The sequence below is a fragment of the Brevibacillus borstelensis genome (genome assembly GCF_003710865.1).
GTDB lineage: Bacteria > Bacillota > Bacilli > Brevibacillales > Brevibacillaceae > Brevibacillus > Brevibacillus borstelensis.
Genome location: NZ_RHHO01000023.1, coordinates 144,834 through 168,009, shown reverse-complemented (window position 1 = coordinate 168,009; position 23,176 = coordinate 144,834). Strand labels below are relative to the sequence as shown.

20 protein-coding genes are annotated in these 23,176 nt (G+C 53.0%); 1 reads left to right on the top strand and 19 read right to left on the bottom strand.

Annotated elements, in window-relative coordinates:
• The first annotated feature begins 229 nt into the window (after positions 1-229).
• Positions 230-586 carry a YmaF family protein gene (locus EDM54_RS12570; RefSeq protein ID WP_024984197.1) on the top strand — a complete coding sequence of 119 codons (357 nt, stop codon included), beginning with the start codon at positions 230-232 and terminating at the stop codon, positions 584-586.
• 86 nt (positions 587-672) lie between these two features.
• Here the strand turns inward: EDM54_RS12570 and ftsZ are convergent, their stop codons facing one another.
• The 19 genes from ftsZ to EDM54_RS12475 all read right to left on the bottom strand — a co-directional run bounded on the left by ftsZ (position 673) and on the right by EDM54_RS12475 (position 23,090).
• Positions 673-1,824: a cell division protein FtsZ gene (ftsZ, locus tag EDM54_RS12565; RefSeq protein WP_003386245.1), complete on the bottom strand. Its 1,152-nt coding sequence runs from the start codon at positions 1,822-1,824 to the stop codon at positions 673-675.
• A 156-nt stretch (positions 1,825-1,980) separates the two neighbouring features.
• Positions 1,981-3,237 (bottom strand): cell division protein FtsA, encoded by a 1,257-nt coding sequence (gene ftsA, locus EDM54_RS12560; RefSeq protein ID WP_024984198.1) that lies wholly within the window; start codon positions 3,235-3,237, stop codon positions 1,981-1,983.
• A gap of 145 nt (positions 3,238-3,382) precedes the next feature.
• Complete coding sequence (locus EDM54_RS12555; RefSeq protein WP_003386249.1) at positions 3,383-3,730, bottom strand: small basic family protein; 348 nt, start codon at positions 3,728-3,730, stop codon at positions 3,383-3,385.
• Between the two features lies 1 nt (position 3,731).
• Entirely contained in the window at positions 3,732-4,481 is a 750-nt protein-coding gene (locus EDM54_RS12550; protein WP_003386251.1) for a DUF881 domain-containing protein, read from the bottom strand.
• A gap of 18 nt (positions 4,482-4,499) precedes the next feature.
• A complete protein-coding gene (locus EDM54_RS12545; RefSeq protein WP_003386252.1) occupies positions 4,500-5,210 on the bottom strand; it encodes a DUF881 domain-containing protein in 711 nt (236 codons plus the stop codon).
• 44 nt (positions 5,211-5,254) lie between these two features.
• Positions 5,255-6,028, bottom strand: coding sequence for a cell division protein FtsQ/DivIB (locus EDM54_RS12540; protein WP_024984199.1), 774 nt, complete (start codon positions 6,026-6,028; stop codon positions 5,255-5,257).
• 182 nt (positions 6,029-6,210) lie between these two features.
• Positions 6,211-7,467 (bottom strand): UDP-N-acetylglucosamine 1-carboxyvinyltransferase, encoded by a 1,257-nt coding sequence (murA, locus tag EDM54_RS12535; RefSeq protein WP_122958256.1) that lies wholly within the window; start codon positions 7,465-7,467, stop codon positions 6,211-6,213.
• A 15-nt stretch (positions 7,468-7,482) separates the two neighbouring features.
• Entirely contained in the window at positions 7,483-8,388 is a 906-nt protein-coding gene (murB, locus tag EDM54_RS12530) for a UDP-N-acetylmuramate dehydrogenase (protein WP_003386255.1), read from the bottom strand.
• 110 nt (positions 8,389-8,498) lie between these two features.
• Entirely contained in the window at positions 8,499-9,596 is a 1,098-nt protein-coding gene (murG, locus tag EDM54_RS12525) for an undecaprenyldiphospho-muramoylpentapeptide beta-N-acetylglucosaminyltransferase (protein WP_003386256.1), read from the bottom strand.
• A 38-nt stretch (positions 9,597-9,634) separates the two neighbouring features.
• Positions 9,635-10,729: a stage V sporulation protein E gene (spoVE, locus tag EDM54_RS12520; protein ID WP_003386257.1), complete on the bottom strand. Its 1,095-nt coding sequence runs from the start codon at positions 10,727-10,729 to the stop codon at positions 9,635-9,637.
• Between the two features lie 73 nt (positions 10,730-10,802).
• The gene (gene murD / locus EDM54_RS12515; protein WP_024984201.1) at positions 10,803-12,167 is read right to left on the bottom strand and encodes a UDP-N-acetylmuramoyl-L-alanine--D-glutamate ligase; all 1,365 of its coding nucleotides are present in this window, start codon (positions 12,165-12,167) and stop codon (positions 10,803-10,805) included.
• The gene (mraY, locus tag EDM54_RS12510) at positions 12,164-13,135 is read right to left on the bottom strand and encodes a phospho-N-acetylmuramoyl-pentapeptide-transferase (RefSeq protein ID WP_003386259.1); all 972 of its coding nucleotides are present in this window, start codon (positions 13,133-13,135) and stop codon (positions 12,164-12,166) included. The genes murD and mraY overlap by 4 nt, the downstream gene beginning before the upstream one ends.
• 43 nt (positions 13,136-13,178) lie before the next feature.
• Positions 13,179-14,657 carry a UDP-N-acetylmuramoyl-L-alanyl-D-glutamate--2,6-diaminopimelate ligase gene (locus EDM54_RS12505; protein WP_003386260.1) on the bottom strand — a complete coding sequence of 493 codons (1,479 nt, stop codon included), beginning with the start codon at positions 14,655-14,657 and terminating at the stop codon, positions 13,179-13,181.
• 119 nt (positions 14,658-14,776) lie between these two features.
• On the bottom strand, positions 14,777-16,702 hold the full coding sequence (locus tag EDM54_RS12500; RefSeq protein ID WP_024984202.1) for a stage V sporulation protein D: 1,926 nt from the start codon (positions 16,700-16,702) through the stop codon (positions 14,777-14,779).
• Between the two features lie 68 nt (positions 16,703-16,770).
• Positions 16,771-19,551: a PASTA domain-containing penicillin-binding protein gene (locus EDM54_RS12495; protein WP_024984203.1), complete on the bottom strand. Its 2,781-nt coding sequence runs from the start codon at positions 19,549-19,551 to the stop codon at positions 16,771-16,773.
• Between the two features lie 202 nt (positions 19,552-19,753).
• The gene (ftsL, locus tag EDM54_RS12490) at positions 19,754-20,185 is read right to left on the bottom strand and encodes a cell division protein FtsL (RefSeq protein ID WP_003386265.1); all 432 of its coding nucleotides are present in this window, start codon (positions 20,183-20,185) and stop codon (positions 19,754-19,756) included.
• A gap of 61 nt (positions 20,186-20,246) precedes the next feature.
• Positions 20,247-21,191 (bottom strand): 16S rRNA (cytosine(1402)-N(4))-methyltransferase RsmH, encoded by a 945-nt coding sequence (gene rsmH / locus EDM54_RS12485; RefSeq protein WP_122958255.1) that lies wholly within the window; start codon positions 21,189-21,191, stop codon positions 20,247-20,249.
• Positions 21,192-21,247: 56 nt separating this feature from the next.
• Positions 21,248-21,679 (bottom strand): division/cell wall cluster transcriptional repressor MraZ, encoded by a 432-nt coding sequence (gene mraZ, locus EDM54_RS12480; RefSeq protein ID WP_003386267.1) that lies wholly within the window; start codon positions 21,677-21,679, stop codon positions 21,248-21,250.
• Positions 21,680-21,830: 151 nt separating this feature from the next.
• Positions 21,831-23,090: an adenosylhomocysteinase gene (locus tag EDM54_RS12475; RefSeq protein ID WP_003386269.1), complete on the bottom strand. Its 1,260-nt coding sequence runs from the start codon at positions 23,088-23,090 to the stop codon at positions 21,831-21,833.
• Positions 23,091-23,176: the final 86 nt, after the last annotated feature.

The following is a 23,176-nucleotide window of genomic DNA, read 5'->3' as shown; positions in this document are numbered from 1 at the left end:
GACCAGGCCGCTCCCGGCCTCCCCGGAGGGTCGTACCTATCTCTGGCCGCTATCCCTTCCGACCAAGGCCAGTATATATCAATGTGTATGTAAAGTCTGTCAATTCTTGACCGTGTTTTTTCGGATTTTTTGTAGAAGATTTTGGGTCCTCTGGGTGAATCCCCGGTTCCGAAACAGCGCTCTCAGCATCTGATGTATAAAACCCATCAGAGAGGCAGGGAGCTTCCATTTGAGCAGAAAAAACAAGCAGTCCTCTCACAGCCATGCCATCGACTTTATCCGCTTTGGCGATATCCCGGGTCATATCCACTCTTATTCCACACTGACAAGTGTAGACGACCGTCATCGCCATGAAGTCCGAGGCCGAACCTCCCCTCCCTATCAAGGAACAGGGAGAGGACATTTGCATTACTATGAAGGCGTCACCTCCTATGATGACGGGCATGTTCACCGCTTCCGCGGATGGACCGGCCCTCCGATCCCACTTCCCGGTGGAGGACATTACCACGATTTTTCTGGCGTAACGACATTTGACGACGGCCATACACATTCGTACCGGGGAAGAACCGGAAAAGACTATGGATAAATAACGCCACGCACGCAAAACAAAAAACCTTGCTCCGTCATGGAACAAGGTTTTTCTAATGGTCATATTTTTGCCAAAACGCGAATTTACTTTTTGTTGCGGCGACGGTTGCGCAGGAAGGCAGGAATGTCCAGATTGTCCAAATTGCTCATCGAGAAGAAAGACTTCTCTTCTTCCTCTTCCTTCGCACGGCTCGCTCCCGTATTGGAGATAGGTGTCGGGCGGTTGCCTGTCTGAACAGGCTGTTGCACCCGGCGCTGTCCAGTGCTTGTGTTTTGCCGCTGGTAGTCTTCAAAGCCGGTAGCGATTACCGTTACAACGATCTCGTTTTTCAAATCCTCGTTGATGACCGCACCGAAAATCATGTTTACATCCGGATCAGCCGCAGATGAAACGATGTCTGCCGCTTCGTTTACCTCGTACAAGCTGAGGTTTGTCCCTCCCGTGATGTTCATCAGAACCCCGCGGGCACCATCGATGGATGATTCCAGCAGTGGACTGGAAATGGCACGGCGAGCCGCCTCAGCCGCTCTGTTTTCGCCGCTGCCTTCGCCAATCCCCATCAAAGCGGAACCGCGCTCGGTCATGATCGTTTTAACGTCAGCAAAGTCCAGGTTGATCAAACCTGGAGTAGCAATCAAGTCCGATATCCCTTGCACACCTTGACGCAGGATGTTGTCCGCTTCACGGAACGCCTCCAGCATCGGTGTATTTTTATCCACGATTTCCAACAGGCGGTCATTCGGGATGACGATCAACGTATCGACTTTTTCCTTCAACGCAGCGATCCCTTGCTCGCCTTGTGTAGAACGCTTCCGTCCTTCAAACGAAAACGGACGAGTTACGACCCCGACTGTCAGAGCGCCCAGCTCTTTGGCAATTTCAGCTACGACAGGAGCCGCACCGGTACCGGTACCGCCGCCCATTCCAGCCGTTACAAATACCATGTCAGCCCCACGCAGGGCTTGCTCGATCAGATCGGCACTTTCTTCAGCGGCTTTTTTTCCGATTTCCGGATTTGCCCCTGCTCCCAGTCCTCGAGTCAGTTTTTCTCCGATCTGCAGCTTGATATCAGCACTGGAGAGTTGCAAAGCTTGCGCGTCAGTGTTCAGAGTGATAAATTCTACTCCTCTTAAACCTCCGGCAATCATACGGTTAACCGCGTTGCTACCGCCACCGCCGCAACCAATCACTTTAATTCGCGCATAGGATTCCATGTCCATATCAAATTCCAGCATCTTGCTAGTCCTCCCCAATTCAACATGAGAAAAGCTTCTGTGTGGTGAAGCCGGTTGGTTGTGCGGTTCATCGCCCGCAAGTGACTACTTCCCCGCGGGCAATGTTCGTAAACATCAGCCGATTCACCGTATTCGGAGTCTTGAGGTTACAGGCGGTTATATAAACTCGCTGAACCAGTTTTTCACTTTTTCCATCAAACCGCCGCCTTCTTTCGGCTTGGAAACGGCTGCAGGCTTCGGCCCGCCTTTAAACGACGGAGGAGCTGTACGCACGCTGCGACGCTCCAACTGGTGCAGAGCGTACTGTATCAAACCCACGCCTGTTGTATAGGCGGGGTCTCGAACCCCGATATAATCAGGAATCGCGACGCGCACCGGCGCATCCAGTTCTTCCTTTGCCAACTCCAGCATGCCTGGCATCGCAACCGTTCCGCCAGTCAATACGTATCCGCCGGCAACCTCATCATGGAAACCCAGCTTGTAGACCGCATCTTCCACGAGGTTAAAAATCTCCGCTGCACGCGGTTCAATGATATTGGCTAAATCCACCTGAGTAAACTGTTTTTCCACATCACTGCCAATACGGGTTACCTTGAATTTTACATCCTCCGACGCTTCGTCGATCAGAGCGCAACCATTTTTCGTCTTCACGCGTTCAGCTACATCCGTATGGGTCCGAAGTCCTAAAGCGATGTCGTTGGTAATATGGTCGCCCCCGATGCCAATCACGGTCGTTGCTGCCAGTTTTCCCTGCTCAAATACACCGATGGTGGTAGAACCCGCACCGATGTCAACCAGAACGACCCCCATATTTTTGTCATCCTTGGAAAGAGCTACCGTGCTCGAGGCTAGCGGTTGCAGAAAAATTCCGGCTACGCGAAGATTTGTCCGTTCCGTGCAACGAACGATATTATGTACGACAGTTTTCGAGCCTGTGACGATCGTGCCTTCCATTTCCAGACGGACACCAATCATCCCTCTCGGGTCCTTTATGCTGCCCTGCCCGTCGACGATATACTCTTTCGGAACGACTTCAATGATCTCCCGGTCAGGCGGTATGGCAACAACTTTTGCTGCCTGAATAACTCGCTGGATGTCTTCATCTCGTATTTCACGGTCTTCGCTGGATACAGCGACAACCCCTTGGGTTTCATGCAGCTCAATGTGGTTTCCTGTGATACCGACGTATACTTCATCAATCGATACCCCAACCATGCGTTCAGCATGGTCAACAGCTTCCCGGATGGCATGCACAGTTTGGTCGATGTCGACGATCACACCCTTCTTGATACCCTCCGAGTGTGCCTGTCCGACTCCGATGATGTTGATGGAACCGTTGTTTACTTCGCCGATCATGACGCGAACTTTGGAAGTTCCAATATCTAGGCTGACGATGAGTTCATTGCTTACCAAATCTGTGACACCTCCCTTGCTACGTCTTTTGTCGTCATAATGTGAATACATCTGCGTAATTTATTCAACACAGGACTACCATTCCCTTTTTTTGATCATGAATTTTTGTAAAAATATGACCTTCTTCCCAATTTCGAGTGATTCTCTATTCCTGCTGGTTAATCCAACGGGATAGGACTATCCGACGAATCACCGCCAAATTGTTAAACAAACGCACGCCGAAAGCAACAATCGCGGCAAGGTAGAGGTCGATGCCGAGAAAGCCTCCGATAAATGCCAGTCCGGCCGCAAACAGCGTATTGAAGAAAAAACCGGACATAAAAACGCGAACATTAAACGTGCGTTCCAGATAGGAACGGATTCCCCCGAAAATCGTGTCCAGACCAGCCAGAAGGGCGATAGACAAATAGCTGCTGTATTCTTGAGGCACGCGCCAATCCAGCATAAATCCGACAGCGATGCCAACGATGAGTCCGATAAGCGGGAGCCACATGTCAGGATTCTCCTTTTTCTTTGACTGGTTTCATGTATTGGATGGGGCGCTGCTCCCGATTAGCCGGTATGATCAGCTTGTCCCGCTTCTCTGCGATAATCTCCTTGTTGGCCAGACGAAAGTTTTCTTCCACACCCTCCAGCTTGAGCGCCGACAGCAGCACGTCCGGCTCCCCGAGCGCTTTCAGTTCGTAAGGCGGTTGAATCGTCCTGGTATCAATCTGAATCGCATTGCCGACATAACGGATCGGTGTCGTTGCCACCATTCGATGCCCATTGATGGACACTGCCTGAGAACCGTTGGCAAAGAGAATATTGACGAGCCATCTGAGGTCTTCATCGTCAATCGTATAGCCTCCGATTACCGGCTCGGTCATCCCTCCGTCGAGGCCCGCTTCCGCAGGATTCACCTGGGCATCAACGACCCGAAGTATGATCCCCTCGCCTTCCACGCTGACCATTCCCGCCATTTTCCGGTTTCTCGCCAGCTCTTCTTTCATGACAGAAAGGCTCTCATCCTCATTGAGGGCGGTCTCATACTGATAGTAAAGCTGATTGTATTTGGAGATGTCAGCCAGAAGATTTTTGTGCTTCTCCAGCTCTTTCTGAAGCGACGTCCGCAATTCCGCTATACTGCGTGATTCCTTATGTGCCGGATGAAGGCTGCTTCTGAGCTGTACGGTCAACATAACCCCTATGATAGCACTAATAATGGCAAGAATAAATGTGATTTTACGGCTTTTTTGCAACATGAGAAACGCTTCCTTCACCTAGGAATGTTTGGTCTTGGCGTCACCTACATAAGCTGGCAGTTTGATTTTTTCTTTTTTTGAAACATCAATCTGTACAAAGTCTTGCAGCGTTTGGATTACGCCGCCCGGGAGATTCAAGGCTGCCTCCAGCGTATTTGGCTCTCCGATCGCGGAGATGACGAAAGGCGCCGCCGACTTGATCCCGTTTACAATAATGGTCGGACCTACGCAGCGAATGGCCGAATTGCTGACCAGCCGTTGTCCGTTGATGCTGATCGCCTCAGCACCGGCGGCACGCAGCTCGTTTACAACCAGCCGTACGTCCTGTTCATGAACGATGTAATTCGCGACGTCCATGCTGCTTCCGGCATTTTGACTGTCCTGCATGGTTACAACGAGCCCTGGTCCTTCTACGGGTACAACCCCGGCCATCATCCTCGCTGCCTCGAGCTGACTGAGTATGCTCGCGCCTTCCGATTTTCGCTGCGCCATCGCCTCCTCGATCTTTCCGACCTGCCGCTGCAAATCGAGCAGTTGGTTCTCCAGGTGCCGGTTTTGCTCCTTTTCAGCCAGAATACGCTCGGTTAATTGCGTCTCTTGCTGAAATTGCTGGTCGTTCAAGCGTTCCCGTTGCAACAGCTTGGTCGTCTCGACCGAAGTTGCCACAAGAAAACCCGTACAAAAAGTGACGAGAGTGAGGTACAAGTTAAATTTATGACGACGACCCATTTTGCAGCTACCCCTTTTACCCATACTTAAAACGATTGGGGCTATTACCCACCGGCAGGAAGCTGAATGGGCGCCCCAGGATTCGAATACGGTACGAACCATGGCTGCTCAAACAGCGAAAGAACCCCTTTTACCCCTTTTGGCAGCTCCTGCACGATTGTCGGATACCAGTTCAGCATAGTATCCAGCTTGTACACGACACTCCTGACCTCGTTTCCGTCCCTCATGAACAGAGTGACCCGCTGATTGTCATAAATCGTCGGCGTCAGGGCGATATCGGAAATCTCCCCCAATACTGCAGGGGACAGCTTCGCCAGCGCTTTTGCCAAGTCCGGAAGCATTTCGGGATTTGGCCATGAACTGATTAGCGGCCTGTCCACCATCCGTTTGGAAAAATCCACCTGTCTGAGCACTTTCCCGTTCTCCAGGAGCGGAGCCCTGCTGCCATCCTGTCCATTCCAAAACGCCACACGTTTGAATTCGGTTACATGCAAGCGAATTACGCCGGGAAAGGATCGTTCCACAGAGATGGTTTTCACCCCTTCCAAAGGCTTGCTCGCTTTTTGCACCTGGCTTTCCCACACATTCAAAAACTGCATGCCAAGTGTCAAACCGGAATGAGCGATGATCTCCTCGCTCGAGTACATGTCGTTTCCATACACCTGAATTTCCTGAACCTTGCTGTACGGCGAGCGGATGAACAAGACGATCAATACGATCAAAAAAAACAGGACGAGCAAAACAACCAGCTTGCGATTTCCTTTGCGCCGCGGACGCTGCTCTTTAACGTGCGGAATGCGTTCTTCGATTACCGCCATGACTCAACCCTTCCTCACTACGCTAGCGTGTCACGCGCCGAGCACTGATACACGATTGTTCCGTATCCAAGGAGACCTGCTTTCCGGCAAATCACCTCACAAATAATGGCAATCCTATAAATAACTGCCACCATACAAAACAGGGAAAGCGGCATAGCATATGCCGCTCACTTTCTTCTTGTCTATATCGACACGCGGGAAATGCGGGCACCCAGCTGCTGCAGCTGCAGCTCCAGCCGTTCGTAACCACGGTCGATATGATGAATCTGCGATACCGTGGTCGTGCCTTCCGCCGCCAATCCCGCCAGAACAAGTGCGGCACCTGCCCGCAGGTCACTTGCCTCAACACTCGTACCTGACAGTTTGTTTCCGCCGCGGATAATCGCGGAACCCAGGTCGACGTAAATGGAGGCGCCCATTCGCGCCAATTCGTTCACATGTTTGAATCTTCCTTCAAAAATCGTCTCCTTGATCACACTTGTTCCTGTTGCCTGTGCCAAGAACACCATCAACTGCGCTTGCAAATCGGTCGGAAAACCGGGGAACGGGGAGGTAATTATCCGTTCGTAGGCAAGCGGGTTGCCTGTGCTCTTGACTTCCATTATATCATGGTAGGTCTTGATTTCAACACCACAGCTACGGGCGACCTCAATTAATGCGGTGAGATGCTCGGGGATGATATTGGTCAGTTCAATGTGTCCCTTTGACACTCCGACCGCCAGGAGATGAGTGCCCGCTACGATCCGATCGGGGATGATCCGATAGCTGACTGGACGCAGCCTGGTAACGCCGTTGATCTCGATCGCATCCGTTCCGGCGCCGCAGATGCGTGCACCCATGGCGTTCAGGAAGTTTTGCAAATCGACAATTTCCGGTTCCCTGGCGGCATTGCAGATACGTGTCGTTCCCTTGGCCAATACAGCAGCCATCATGATGTTTTCTGTTGCCCCCACACTCGGGAAAGAGAGAAAGATGTTAGTACCATACAATTGATCTGCCCGAAACGTAATATAGCCCTCTGCTTCCTCGATTTTTGCTCCCAGCGCTGTCAAGCCGGCCAGATGCAAGTCGATCCGCCGCTCTCCAATCAAACAGCCGCCTGGCCGGGAGATGGTCACCTCGCCCAAACGTGCGAGAAGCGGTCCGGCCAAAAAGATCGAAGAACGCATTTGACCCATCAGATCATCAGGGACATGCGACACGGAAACTGAGGTCGTATCCAGATCGACACTTCCGTCCGCATGCTTTGTCCTGGCTCCCAGTGCAGTTAAGATTTTCAGCATCACCTCGATGTCTTTGAGGTGGGGAACATCATAGATATAAAATTGCCCTTCCGCGAGAATCGACGCGGCGAGGATGGGAAGGGCAGCATTCTTGGCTCCTTGGACCCGAAGCGAACCAGACAGAGGTCTTCCGCCTTCGATCGCAAAAGTATCCAAACTTTCACCTCCGTGTTACCCCTCGCCCACCACCAACACCTCCGGATGCAAATCAACGCCAAACTTTTCTTTGATCGTGCAGCGGATGTGCGTAATCAAGGTGAGGACGTCGGTAGCCGTAGCGCCTCCCCGATTGACGATAAAATTGGCGTGAATCTCGGAAACCTGAGCTCCCCCGTAATGAAATCCTTTCAGGCCTGCAGCCTCGATCAGACGGCCGGCGTGGTCTCCAGGCGGATTGCGAAAAACACTTCCGGCACAAGGCATTTGCAACGGCTGCGTGATGCGGCGCCGCTCCTTGTTGGCTGCCAGTGTAGCAGCTATTTCTCGGCGGTCGCCCTGGCGCAGCCCAAAGCGGGCTTCCAAAACAACTCCCTTGCGCTTTTGCAAAAGGGACGTCCGATAGCTGAAGCTCAGTTCTTCGTTGTTCAACACTTTGACTTCACCATCATCAAAGAGGATTTCGGCTTCTTTGATAATACGTGACAAATCCGATCCGTGCGCCCCCGCATTCATGTAGACGGCCCCGCCTACTGTACCAGGAATGCCTCCCGCAAACTCCATACCTGTTAATCCCTTTTTGCCTGCCTCCACCGCCAGGCGGATCATGGAATATCCGGCACCCACACACACCTCTTCGCCCCTGAATTCGCAGTGACTCAAGCCCTCAGCCACCTTGAGCACGGCTCCGCGTATCCCTCCGTCCCTCACCAGAAGGTTGGAGCCGCGCCCGATTACACTCCAAGGAATATCATGACGATGGATGATTTTCAAGGCTGTCAACAACGCTGACTTATCCTTGGGCTGGATTAACAAATCAGCAGGACCCCCAATCCGCCAAGTGGTATGATTGGCGAGAGGTTCATCGGTCCACACTTTTCCAATATCCGCCTGCCTCAATTCATCTATGATCTGCTTCATTTGTGAACCTCCTGATACACATGCTAGGTCGGACCTAGGCCTTATCACGTGTTTGCTCCATACTATGCGATCGCCCATATTGGCGTGACAGTCGCCCAAAAAAGACCCTTCTACCTTTTAAGCTCCCCTAGCACCTGATAGATTTTCGTTGCGGCATCAGGCATTCCAAGCTGGCGAGAGCTCTTTTGCATCGCAGCCCACCGCTCCTCGCTTCCCAAAATGGCAGAAAGGGATTCCAACAGCCTCTCTCCGCTAAGCTCGTTTTCCAAAATAACGATGGAAGCTCCTTGCTTCTCCAGTCCGCGCGCATTTTTTTCCTGATGGTTGTTGGTAACGTACGGACTCGGAACCAGTATGGAGGGCACGCCCAACGCTGTCAGCTCAGCCAGGCTTGATGCCCCGGCACGGCCTACCATCAAGTGGGCGGCTGCAAGCAAGTCCGGCATATTGTGGACGAACGGATAGACGGAAAGGTTGCGGGGCTGCTCCCCTTTTTCTTTCAATGCAGCCGAAATGGAATCGTAGTGAACGTCACCTGTCACGTAGACAAAATGGGTGCGGGGAAACTCCTGCATGCGCGGTACAATGGCCAACGTCGCCTCATTGATCGCTCTTGCTCCGCGGCTTCCGCCAAAAATCAGCACCACACGCTTGTCCTCGCCTACACCGAGAAAAGCTCTTCCCGCCCGCGGATCTCCATGCATCACCTCGGTGGCCCGAGGATTGCCGGTCAGCACTGTTTTTCCCGCAGGAAAAAACGAAAGCGACTCCTCAAACGAGACAGCTACGCGATCGACATAACGGGCCAAAAACTTGTTTGTCAAACCCGGTACGACATTTTGTTCATGAATCACCGTAGGAATCCCGAGACGAGCCGCAGCATAGACAACCGGGCCGCACACATACCCGCCCGTGCCGATGACAACATCAGGCCGGAACTCGCGCAGCATCCGTTTGGATAAAGAGACAGCCTGGATGAATTTCCACAGTGTTTTTACGTTATCGAAAGTCAGCTTCCGCTTCAGACCAGCGATCTCGACTGATTGAAACGGAATGTCCGTCCGTGGAACGAGCTGTGCTTCCAAGCCTTTTTTACTGCCTATGTACAAAAAGGCAGCCTGCGGCTGTTGGCGAGAAATTTCTTTCGCCACCGCAAGCGCCGGATAAATATGTCCACCTGTGCCTCCACCCGTGAGGACAACACGCATAGTAATCACCTTCACCCAAGTTTGCCGTTTTCCCCTCTTCATCTGGAAAAACGCGAAATGTTTAGTAATACCCCTACCCCTGTAAGCATCAGCGTCAGCGATGACCCGCCGTAGCTGAGAAAAGGCAAGGTGATTCCGGTAACCGGAAACATGCCGGTAACGACGCCGACGTTGATCACGACCTGAATGGCGATCATGCCGATAATCCCGAGCGCCAGCAGGCTGCCGAACAGATCGGGCGCCGTAATGGCCGTGCGCATGCCTCGCCACAGAAGCAGAAGGAATACGAGCAGCACCAGTGTCCCGCCGATGAAACCAAGCTCCTCGGCGATGACCGAGAAAATAAAGTCATTATAAGGCTCCGGCAGATAGAAATGCTTTTGTCTGCTCTGTCCGAGCCCAAGGCCGAACAAGCCGCCGGGGCCGATCGCATAAAGCGATTGAATGATTTGATAGCCTGTGCCCAGCGGGTCCTGCCAGGGATCGAGGAACGATGTGATCCGTTTGATCCGGTAAGGAGCCGACAGCACGAGCCCGACAAAACCGGCGACACCAATCAAGCCGAGGCCGACAAAATGGCTGATCCTGGCTCCTGCGGCGAAAATCATCATGACCGCCGTCCCCATCAGTACAGTCCCTGTGCCAAGGTCCGGCTGCAGCATGATCAAGCCAAAACAGACAACAGGGATCGCCAGTGCCGGGGCCAAACCTGTCCGAAACAGCACGATCTGTTTTTGATTGTCTGCCAGCCAGCGCGCCAGGAAGGCGACGACACCCAGCTTGGCAAACTCGCCCGGTTGAATCCCGAACGCTCCCAGACCAAGCCAGCTTTTTGAACCATTTACCTCAATCCCGATGATCAGAACGACGATCAAAAGGCCGATGCTGATCATGAAGCCGAGCTTGGCCCACTGCTTCCATACCCAGTAGTCGATATTCATCATCAAATACATCGAGGTGATCCCGAGCAAAGCAAAGATCAACTGACGCTTGGCAAAAAAATACGGATCGTTGAAGGGCGCTCTTGTTGCAACGATGGCACTTGCGCTGTACACCATCACGATGCCAATTCCTAATAAAAAAAGTGTTGCAAAAATAATCATGAAATCGGGGGCAGAGCGTACCTTGCTCATCGTGCAAAGTCATTCCTTTCTCACGCCGTCCCGAGATGATAGTCATTTGGTGAGACAGTGCAGGGACAAGGCGTTATGCTAGGCTTGTTTTAAGTCTATGCACAACGTCCTTAAACATGCTCCCCCTCACCTCAAATGAAGGAAACATATCCCAACTCGCGCATGCCGGACTCAGCAGGACAACGTCACCCGGCACGGCTGCCTCGGAAGCGGCAATAACGGCTTTTTCCACAGTATCGACATGGATCAGCCTGTTGATTCCTGCTTCTTTGGCTCGAGCCAGCAATATCGGTGCCGTCTCGCCGAAGGCAATCACAGCTTTGACATTTTTCTGCATGACCGGAATGAGGTCGTGAAAAGTGACACCTCTGTCCAATCCGCCGCAAATCCAGATCGTCGGTTCAGACAGAGCCTGCAGCGCTCGCGAAGCAGCCTCCGAATTCGTCGCCTTGGAATCATTATAGTACTTGACTCCTGCCACGGTCCCGACAAATTCCATCCGGTGCTCTACTCCGGCAAAGCTAGACAGCACCTTGGCGATTGCTTCGCTGCCCGCGCCTGCCAGCTTGCCGACCAATGCAGCCGCCAGCGCGTTGTCCAAATGAGCCACAGACAATCTGTCCAGCGGCAAAATTTCTTCCCGCTCCCCCGCTGCGTCTACGTAGACGATGACTCCATTGTCTACACAGACGCCACGCGGAACGGGCTGTTGCTTGCTGAAGTAATAAACCGATGCTCGCAAAGCCTCATCCGCAGGCCAAGCATCCGGCTGGTCGTAAGGCAAAATGGCGATGTCGTCAGACGTCTGGTTGGCAAACAGCTTCCATTTGGCTGCCTTGTACTCGTCCATCGTATGATGATAATCGAGATGTGCCGGATAAATGTTCATCAGCACGCCGATTTTCGGTTTGAACGAAAGCGTCCCCATCAGCTGAAAGCTGCTCAACTCGGCGACCAGCCATTGATCCGGACGGGCTTCTTGGGCAAGGCCGCACAAAACGGTTCCGATATTGCCCCCTGTAAGAGCGTCGATCCCCGCTTCCTGCAGAATCAATCCGACCAAAGTGGTTGTCGTGGTCTTCCCGTTGGACCCCGTAATTCCGATAATCGGCGCCTGGGAGACCTGGTAAGCCAGCTCAACCTCCGTCACAACCGGAACGCCCAGCTCGATCGCTTTGGCTACCGGCGCTGCCTCGTACCGAATCCCCGGATTTTTCACCACAAGCGCTACTCCCGGGTGAATCAAATCATCCGGATGGCCGCCGCAGATCACCTCGATGCCGAGCGCTTCCAGCTCGTCCGCGCCCGCCGCTTCCTCGCGCGGCTTTTGGTCATTTACGACAACATGCGCACCAAAGCGGTGCAGCAGTTTGGCCACCGCTACACCGCTCTTTGCCATGCCCAGAACGACGACGTGCTGATTTTGATAGTTGTTCATCGCAGAGTCACCACCTCGAGGTAGACGCCCAATCCAGCGAAGAAAATACCCACCAGCCAGAACGTGACGACCACGCGCCACTCTGACCAGCCCGTCAATTCAAAGTGATGGTGCAGCGGACTCATGCGGAAGATGCGCTTGCCTCTCGTTTTGAAAGAAACAACCTGAAGGATGACAGACAAGGTTTCAACGACGAAGACGCCGCCGATGATCGCCAATAACAGTTCGGTTTTGGTCATGATCGCAATGCCTGCCAGCGCTCCTCCAAGCGCCAGCGAGCCGGTATCGCCCATAAACACGCGGGCGGGATGAGCGTTGAATACGAGGAATCCGAGAACCGCGCCGACTACAGAGGCGCTGAAAATGGCTGTATCGTAATTCTGGCTGAACCAGGCAATGATCGCATAAGCTCCAAATGCAATCGCTCCTGTCCCCGCCAAAAGTCCGTCGAGACCGTCTGTAATATTGACGGCATTGGTGGTACCGACCAACAGGAACAAAAGGAACGGAAAGTACAATACTCCCAGTTCAATGTTCCAGGGAGTGCCTGGCAAATGGAGCGAGGTGTCATGACCCATCAGGTGCAAAAGATAATAGGCACCGATAGCTAAAAGGATTTGGCCGGCAAATTTTTGTTTTGCAGTCAGTCCCAGATTGCGCTTTTTGATAATTTTGATGTAGTCATCCAAAAAACCGATCAATCCGTATCCAATCGTGACCAGCATCAAAAAGAGAACTTCGATGGTGGCATTGGCAAATTTAAGCACAGTGAATATGAGTGCCAACAAAATGATGGTCCCCCCCATCGTGGGGGTCCCTGCTTTTTTCTGATGGGATTGTGGTCCTTCCTCCCGGATCGCCTGCCCAAATTTCAAGCGGCGCAGGACGGGGATGAACAAGGGACCGATGAGTACGGCGATGAGAAACGCGGCTACGATCGTGACTAGGAGTACGTTGTCAGCGAACATGCCCGACCCTCCTTTCTCTGATGCTATTCAAGAATATGTGCTTCTATTCGTTCTTCTGCCCTCTGATAGCTTCTTTTGCCACTTCCCGGTCATCGAAAGGCAAAACCTCGCCCTTGATGATCTGGTACGTCTCATGGCCCTTTCCGGCGATCAGGATCACATCGCCATCAACTGCAAGGGATACGGCATGCCCGATCGCTTCCCGTCTGTCCACGATGGAAGTGTAACGGTGTGGAGCGGTTTTCTTCAGACCGGCGAGCATGTCATCGAGAATCGCCTGCGGGTCCTCGGACCTCGGGTTATCTGAAGTTAAGACGGTCAGATCAGCGTATTTCGTTGCAATTTGCGCCATAATCGGGCGCTTTGTCTTATCCCGGTCACCGCCGCAACCGACGATGCAGAACACTTTTCCTTTGGCAAATTCCTTGATCGTCACAAGCGCGTTTTCCAGACTGTCCGGCGTGTGCGAATAGTCGACGAGCACGGCAAAAGGCTGCCCTGCATCAACGGACTCAAACCGCCCACTCACGCCTTGCACCTGTTCGAGACTGGACTTGATCGCCTCTAGCGAAATTCCTTCGGCCAATCCGACCGCCATCGCCGCCAGCGCATTGTAGACGTTGAACTTGCCCATCAGCTTCAAAGACAGTTTGACAGAGCCTTGAAACGTATGGGCGACAAATGTCGTCCCTTTTGTGCTGATCTCAATGTCCGCCGCTCTGATGTCAGCAGGGTTGTCAATACCGTACGTGATGACCCTGGCCGGTGTGACGGTGGCAAAAAAGCCGGACGCCTCGTCATCCGCATTCAGCACGGCTGTTTTCATCCGCTGCGGATCGTATTCATTGCCCAGTTGGGCGAACAAAAGCGACTTGGCGTGGCGGTAATTCTCCATGGTCTTGTGGTAATCGAGATGATCCTGCGTCAAGTTGGTAAAGACGGCTGTATGTACATTGCAACCGCGGACGCGGCCCAGCTCCAGCGCATGGGAAGACGCTTCGATAATGGCGTACTCCGTATCGATATCGCGCATGCGGCGAAAGCTTTCCTGCAGCTCCAGCGCATCCGGCGTCGTGTTTTTTACTTCCTCGGTGACATTGCCGATTCTCATGTGAATGGTGCCGATCAAACCGGTACGCTTCTGCTGATCAGATAAAATCTTGTCGATCAGATGGGTCGTGGTCGTTTTTCCATTGGTACCCGTAACCGCGATCACCTTCAATTCACGCGTCGGGGACCCGTAAAAGCGGTCAGCCAGCATCGCCATTGCCCGACGGGTATCAGGAACCCGAACAATGGTTGCTGGCACGTCCACATCCTTTTGAGCCAACACAGCCACGGCTCCCTTTTCCACCGCCTGCGCTGCAAACGTATGTCCATCCACGGTAAAGCCAGTCAAACAGACAAATAAAAAGCCGGGCTTTACTTTGCGTGAATCTGCTGTTATTCCTGTAATTTCGATGCTGTCATCCCCAGTAGCATGCACTGGCAACAAGGGAGCAAGCAGATCCCGAAGCAACATAAAACTGGCACCCCATTCTTTCCCTATTATAGACAAAAGCCAAGCAAATTCTACAAAAGCGGAGGGTGAGCACCTGTGTACAAGCCTCTTCCGCTCCGCTCCGAATACTCATTTTATAGCTAATCGCTTGATTTGTCACCAAGGTAGATACGAATTTTTGAGCCTTCCTCAATTTTGACTCCGGCCGCAGGCGATTGCTGGATGACATGTGACCCCTTGCCTTCGACAACGAGCGGCAGCTGATCATAGGTCGTTGCCACCTCGCGCATGGAGAGCCCCACCATCTGCGGCACCTCCAGGTAGTTCTTGTCGCCAAGCGCCCTGTTTACTTCCCTTTCGATCCCGTCCTTGCGTTTGGGTACGCCCAAGTGCTGCAGGGACGACTCCAAAATGTTCTTCACGCTGGGCGCGGCAATCAGTCCGCCGAATGCGAGCGCCTTCGGGTTGTCGACTGCGAAATAGACGAGTATCTGGGGATCGTCTGCAGGGGCGAAGCCGATAAAAGACACGATGTACTCGCCGTTTACATACCTGCCGTCCCTCACCTTTTGCGCCGTACCGGTTTTTCCGCCGACGCGGTAGCCTTCGATGTACGCGTTCTTTCCGGTTCCTCTGGCCACGACACTTTCCAGGGCGTAGCGGACTTTTTCAGAAGTCTCGGGAGTGATCACCTGACGAACCTCCGTTGGCAGCGTCCGGCCGACGATGTCATGCGTAACACTGTCCCGCCACTCCTTGGCGACGAACGGTTTCATCAGCTTCCCGCCATTTATCGCCGCCGAAACAGCAGCCATCTGTTGGATCGGGGTCACCGAGACCCCCTGCCCGAATGAGGTCGTACCCAGTTCAACAGGTCCTACCCGATTCAGATTAAACAAAAGACCGTTCTCTTCTCCAATCAGGTCAATGCCCGTCTTTTGGCCAAATCCAAATTTTTTGATGTACTCAAACAGCCTTTCCTTTTGCAGGCGTTGCCCCATGGTGACAAAGCCGGGGTTGCAGGAATTTTCCACGACTTCGAGCATCGTTTCCTGCCCGTGCCCCTGCCGCTTCCAGCAGCGCAGACGCTTGCCCGCGACCATGATGTAGCCGGGGTCAAAGAAGCTTTCGTCCAGCTTGACCTCACCTTCGTTGAGAGCTGCGGCCAGTGTTACGATCTTAAAGGTGGAACCGGGCTCGTACGTTTTCCAGATCGGCAGGTTCCGGTTGTAGATTTCGCTTGGATAATCCCTGTACTTTTCGGGATGGTAGGTTGGGCGGCTGCCCATGCCGAGAATCTCGCCTGTCTTCGGGTTCATTGCGATCGCAAGTACATCGTCCGGCTGATATGCAACCATCGCTTCATCCAGCTCCCGCTCGATAAACGACTGAATTTGACTGTCGATGGTCAGGTACATATCCATCCCGTCGACCGGCGCTACGTATTCTTCTGACCCGCCCGGCATCGTTTGTCCTGTCGCATCGGCAAGATAGGATACATATCCCTCTTTGCCTTGCAGGAACTGGTCGTATATCCGCTCAAGTCCGGTCAAGCCCTGGTTGTCGATGCCCGTAAAACCAAACAGATGGGCTGCCATCGTCCCGTTTGGGTAGAAGCGTTTGGAATCTTCTACGACGACAATGCCCGGAAGGTTCAACTCCTGGATTTGCCGCGCTTTTTCTTCAGAAATTTTCCTGCCGCCTGGAACGCGATTGATCCTCTCTTTCTTCATAATCCCCTTGTAAACGACGTCTTCCGGCTGGCCCAACAATACTGCCAGCTGCTTCGCCGTCCCATGCGGGTCTTTGATCTGAACCGGAATCGCGACCACGGAAGGAACGCTGATGTTTGTCACCAGCTCCTTGCCATTGCGGTCAAGAATTCGCCCTCGCTTCGGCTCGTATTTGATGTCGCGGTTCCACAGCTTCAACGCCTTTTCCTGGAGCTCCGGCCCCTTGACCAGTTGTACGTAGCCTAGCCTCGTAATCAGAGCCGTATACAACACGATTCCGATAACCAATGCGACAAAAATGCGGCGTCTCACGGTTACATTGGATACCCGCACAGCGAGTCCCCCCTTATGACACAGGTTGTCTCATTCCTACCCTATTCGGAGGGGGGACAGGTTAGAACCTATGGCTGTGCGGTTGTCGATCCGGCCGGAGCAGCAGGCGGCCCTGCGGGAATCTGCTGTGTGCCCGGCACAGTATTGTTTGGGTAGGGATACTGCCAGGTTGCTTGTCCCTGCGGCAAGCTTTGGCCTGTTCCGACCGGCATTTGTCCCGCACCGGCAGGTTGCCCCGGATAGCCTTGATAGCCCTGATAGCCGGAATAGCCTCCAGTCGGAACAGCTTGTGTTCCCGGGGCGATACCTGTGCCCGATTGCACGGCTCCTGGCGGATAAACCGGTGGATACGTTCCCGGTGTCCCAGATGTCCCTGTCGTCGAAGCGGGATTGCCACTCCCTGTCGTACCTGTCTGGGGAACTCCAGGTACGGTCGTATTCCCGCTATCGCCTTGAGGTGTACCGTTACCAGGCACTGTTGTTTGCGAAGAGCCTGGTGGAGGCTGCCCTCCAGCAGCGTTCGCTGCACCGGACTGGCCATCAGGCGAATTTGCGTCCGGTTGGGCTCCGCCCGGATCTGTTGCCGTTCCTGGCACCACGCCTTGACCAGGCTGCAGTGCCGGAGAAAGCGGACCGGATGACGGCTGGAGAGTAATCTGAAGCTGCTCTCCTCCTTTTAACGCTGTACCTGGCGGAATATTTTGCTGCGTGACGAAGCCGGCGCCGTACGAGGTGATCTTGAGCTGCATCAGCGATGCGAACTCCATGACTTCGCGCAGCGATTTCCCTTTGAAATCAGGCATTTTTGAACCTTCGATTCGGTCTGTTACAAGCGTGACCGTCGATCCGGGCACCACTTTTTCATAAGGAGCCGGGTATTGATTGACAATCTTCGTCCCGGTTCCCATGATGTTGACCGTGATGTTGTCCTGCTCTGCCCTGAGCTTGGCGGCTGTTGTAGACATCCCGACCAGCTTGGGCATGCTGACCTCGCGAACTTGCTCTGCCTTTGCAATGGCCTGCTCCGTCACCGTTTGGGCATTTTTCTCGGCTCCTACCGCATCCGGCTTTTGCTGCAGGTACTGGAGGCTGCGCTCCATGACGGATTTGAAGATCGGCGCTACAAATTTTGTCCCCCATGTACGATAATCTTCGTTCGTTGTTGGATCATCTACGACAACGTAGACGAGCAAACGAGGGTTGTCTTTTGGAGCAAATCCGATAAAGGAGACGATATAGTGCTGTCCCTCCATGATTCTTCCATGGTCATCGTATTTTTGCGCTGTCCCTGTTTTACCAGCGACTTGGTAGCCGTCGATCTTGTACGATTTCCCTGTACCATGCTCTCCGGTAATGACCGTTTCCAAAACATCACGAGTCTTTTTGGCGGTCGCCTCGCTTACGACACGGTGGACCACTTCCCGCTGGCTGCGTTTGACGACTGCTCCCGTCACCGGATCGCGCATTTCTTTTACGATGTGCGGCTTGAGCAGCTCGCCGCCGTTGGCGATGGCTCCTACCGCTGCCACCTGCTGAATCGCGGTGACGGCCACCCCTTGCCCAAAAGTGGTAACGGCAATGTCGCGCTGGGAAGCCGGTTTCAGCAGGTTGTTCAAAATCCCTTTCTTCTCGTACGGCAGCTCGATGCCTGTCGGCTTGCCGATCCCGAAATTCTCAAAGTACTTTTTCAAAAGCTCAGGTCCAAGGTAGTCGTATCCCATGATGACAAACACGACGTTACTGGATCTTTGCACCCCTTCAAGGAAGGAGATGGTGCCCCAGCCCGCCCCCTGGTTGTGGTCCCGGATGGGCGGCTTGAATTTCTTGTACGTCCCGGATTGATAGTATGCGTTCGGATCGAATTTGCCTTCTTCGATCGCTGCCGCCAGTGTAATAATCTTGAATGTAGAGCCCGGCTCAAACATGGTGGTTACGGCGTGATTCGTAAAGTTGGTAATCCCGGTAAAGTACGTATTCGGATTGAACTGCGGCCGGTTGCCCATCGCCAAAATCTCGCCGGTCTGCGGGTCCGCCACCACGACAGTCGCCCCTTTTGGCTTGTACTCCTGCTCGGCCTTGTCGAGCGCTTGCTCCACGTAATCCTGGATCGTCTTATCGATCGTCAGGTAGATGTTCATGCCGTCCTTGGCCGGCTTGTACTCCCGTTCGCCATCCGGCAATTGGTAGCCTACCTTGTCCGTGACTACATGCATCTCTCCCTTTTCGCCCCGGAGCTCTTTGTCGAACTGGAGCTCGATCCCCATTTTGGCCTCCTCTTCAAAGAAGTCCAAATAGCCGAGGACATGCGCTGCAAAGCTATTGTTCGGGTAGTACCTACGTGTCGTTTCGGTAATAATAATCCCCGGGAGTTGGTTGGTCTTCACTTTTTCTCCGCTTGGGAGCTGGGGGTACTGCAGGTTTTCAATGCCGACTTTTTGATTTTCGCTGATCTTTTTTCCGTATCTTCCCAGCTCAACAACTTGATTTGGCTTGGTCAGGATTCGCAACAGCTCATTTACAGGGGCATTCAGGATGGGCGCAAGCGCCTGTGCAGTATAATAAGGATCTTTCACGACATCCTGATCCCTGTCATCGCGAGGCTTGAGCCTTGCGCTCACATCATACGCCTTTCCCTCATAGGCCAAAATTTCCCCATTCCTGTCCAAAATGGCTCCACGCTTTGGCTTCAGCGTTTTCTCCAGATCCCACTGCTTTTGCGCGATTTCCATAATGCCTGTCGCTTCCACCGTCTGAATCCACCAAAGACGTACCGTGAGCGAGGAAAACAGTACGATTACACACAGGGCCAGGAGGATAATGCGCAAATTCACACGCCGTTTCAGTTCCATTTTGTTTCACTCCAAACCAAGGATATTCCATTGCATATCAAAAAACCGACTGTCAAAAGAAAAGCTTCCGTCGAATCATGTTCGACGAAGCCGGCGGATCTGCATTCGAACAGTCTTTTTATTCAGAAGACATTATGAAAAAATGTTACTCACTTGCGCAAGTAACATTTTCTACAGAGCTCATTGCTGTCCCGTGCTTGGGTTATGGCTGTTTCTTTTGACTCGCAGCTTTGCTTCCTTTCCCGTCCTTTTTTGCAGCTTCTTTGGATTGACCTACCAGATGAGCCGCTTCCGGATTGTACACCATTCCCATTCTCTCCGCTTCCATGATGATCCGATCGCGGTTGCTGAGCTGCTCGATCTGCAGCTGAAGACTGGTGTTCTTTTCCTTATTTATTCTGATCTCTTTCTTCAGGCGCTGTATTTCATAGTTGTACTGCGAGATTTGCGAATAACGAACACCAACCATCCCCACACCTATGACAACCAGGGTGATAAAAAACAGATACATCAGCTTCTCCTTGGTTGGTATAGACGGCTTGATGCGTACAGTCCGCTTCGTTTTCTTCTTGGTGACGGAACCTGGTGAATCCTCCAGTTCTACCGCGAGATTACTCCGGTAGTAGTAGCTCATCTCGGTCTCACTCCTTTTGCTCTGGCTGCGAGCGTCTCAAATTTTTTGCCGCATTCTTTTTCTATAACTTTTCAGCGACCCTCAGCTTGGCCGAACGCGCCCGAGGATTAGCCTCCAGCTCTTCTTCTGACGGCAGGATCGGCTTTCTGGTCACGATCTTGACCGTGGCCTTGTTTCCGCAGGCACATACAGGAAAGGAAGGGGGACAAATGCACCCTTTGGAAAAATCCTGATAAACCTGCTTGCAGATCCGGTCTTCGAGGGAATGGAACGTAATCACACTCACTCTACCTTCGGGACGCAGAATGCCGATCGCATCCACGATCGCATCCCGGAAGGCATCCAGCTCGTCATTGACAGCGATCCGGATCGCCTGGAACGTCCGCTTGGCCGGGTGGGGACCAGTACGGCGCGCTGCGGCCGGAATGGCTTCTTTAATAATTTCCACCAGCTCCCCTGTCGTCTCTACAGGAGCCTGCTGCCGCCTTTGAACGATTTGCCGGGCAATTCGCCGGGAAAATTTTTCTTCGCCGTATTCCCAAATGATTCGGGCCAGCTCCTGCTCGTCCCACTCGTTGATGATGTCGTAGGCGGTAAGCTCTCCCTGCTGGTCCATCCGCATGTCAAGCGGTGCATCGGCATTGTAGCTGAATCCGCGCTCTCCTTCATCCAGCTGCGGAGACGAAACGCCCAGATCAAACAGTACGCCGTCTACACCATCGAGGCCCAGCTCAGCCACAATTTCTTTCAGATGGCGAAAGTTGCTTTTCACCAGCGTTACCCGATCTATGTAGGGAGCAAGACGTTCCTTCGCGTTATCCAGTGCCCAGTCATCCTGGTCAACCGCAATCAGTCGTCCGCCTGGCGCAAGCCGCGAAGCGATCAGACTGCTGTGCCCGGCGCCCCCGAGCGTACAATCCACATAGATGCCATCCGGCCGGATGTTCAGTCCGTCAACGGCTTCTTCTCGCAATACAGTTACATGATGAAAGGACAAAGCCGTCACTCCTAATTCAACGGGTGCACCTGAATGGTTCCGACGCACCGCATTTTCTCTGATTCCTATAAATCAAAATCCACCAGCTTCTCCGCAATCTCGGCGAAAGATCCTTCCGACTCCGCAAAGTAATTTTCCCAACGATCCTTGCTCCAGATCTCTACCCGATTGGATACACCGATGACGACGCACTCTTTTTGAAGCGCCGCGTAGTCGCGCAAAGTAGGTGGTATATTTACCCTTCCCTGCTTGTCCCACTCGCATTCCGCCGCTCCGGAAAAGAAGAACCGCGTAAAGGCGCGAGCATCCGCTTTGGTGAACGGCAGCGTCTTCAGCCGCTCCTCCAATGCTTTCCACTCTTCTGGCGGATAGACAAACAGACATTGGTCGAGCCCGCGGGTAATGACGAAGGAAGCCCCGAGGCCTTCACGGAATTTGGCAGGGATCGTCAACCGGCCTTTTTCATCGATGCTATGTTGGTATTCACCCATGAACACGGCCTGTCCCCCACTTTCCTTCCGCTGACCTCCACTTTCCCCCACTTTTCCCCACTCGGTCACCTACTTGCTATTATAAATAAAAAATCCTGCTTTTGTAAGCAGGATTTTTCGTTGATTTTTTTACCGGGAAAAGACGCGTTTCGCGAAATTATTCGACCCAGCTGTCCAAGTATGCTTTTTGCTCGTCTGTCAGCTTGTCGATTGTGATGCCGAGTGCCTCCAGCTTGTAGCGGGCAACCATTTCGTCCAGCTCGTAAGGCACGTTCAGCACGTGTTTGCCGATAGACTCGTAGTTTTTGTTTACGTATTCGAGAGAGACGGCTTGCAGGGCAAAGGTCATATCCATGATTTCCGCCGGATGGCCGTCACCGGCAGCCAGGTTGACCAGACGTCCTTCGGCCAGGAGATACACTTTTCGACCATCTGCCAAGACAAATTCCTCGATGTCTTTGCGAACGGTGCGCTTGGATTTCGACATCGCTTCCAACTCAACCTTGTTCACTTCGACATCGAAGTGGCCGGCGTTGGAGAGAATCGCGCCATCTTTCATGACTTCAAAATGTTCTTTGCGGATGACATCGCGGTTTCCGGTCACTGTGACGAAATAATCGCCGTGCTTGGCCGCTTCGCTCATCGGCATGACTTCAAATCCGTCCATGTACGCCTCTACCGCTTTGATAGAGTCGATCTCGGTGACGATCACTTTCGCTCCAAGACCTTTCGCACGCATCGCAACGCCTTTGCCGCACCAGCCGTAGCCGACGACAACTACCGTTTTTCCAGCGACGACCAGGTTGGTGGTCCGGTTAATGCCATCCCATACGGATTGGCCTGTACCGTAGCGGTTGTCAAACAAGTATTTGCAGAATGCGTCGTTTACCGCAACCATCGGGAATTCCAGCTTGCCTTCCTTGTCGAGCGCTTTCAAGCGAAGGATTCCTGTCGTGGTTTCCTCGGCACCGCCGCGCACTTGGGAAAGAAGATCGCGACGCTCGCTGTGCAGGATCGTCACCAGATCGCCACCGTCGTCAATGATCAGGTCCGGACGCGTTTCCAGCGTTTTGATCAGATGGCTTTTGTACTCTTCCGGAGACGGATTGTATTTCGCAAAGACGCGAATGCCGTCTTCCACAAGTGCTGCGCAAACATCATCCTGTGTAGAAAGCGGATTGGAGCCGGTGATGGTTACCTCGGCACCGCCGGCTTGCACCACTTTCGCCAGGTAGGCGGTTTTTGCTTCCAGGTGCAACGAAATCGCTACTTTCAGGCCTGCAAACGGCTTTTCCTTTTCAAAGCGCTCGCGGATCCGGTTGAGGACGGGCATATGTTCTTTTACCCAGTCGATTTTCAGGTGGCCATTCGGCGCAAGCGCCATATCTTTTACGATGCTTTCAGAAACCATGTTCATGAGCGGATTGAACCTCCTTCTTCTACAAACAAACTATGATTTATCTTACCACATGATTTTTGTTTTTCCTATCCGTTCCATAACCC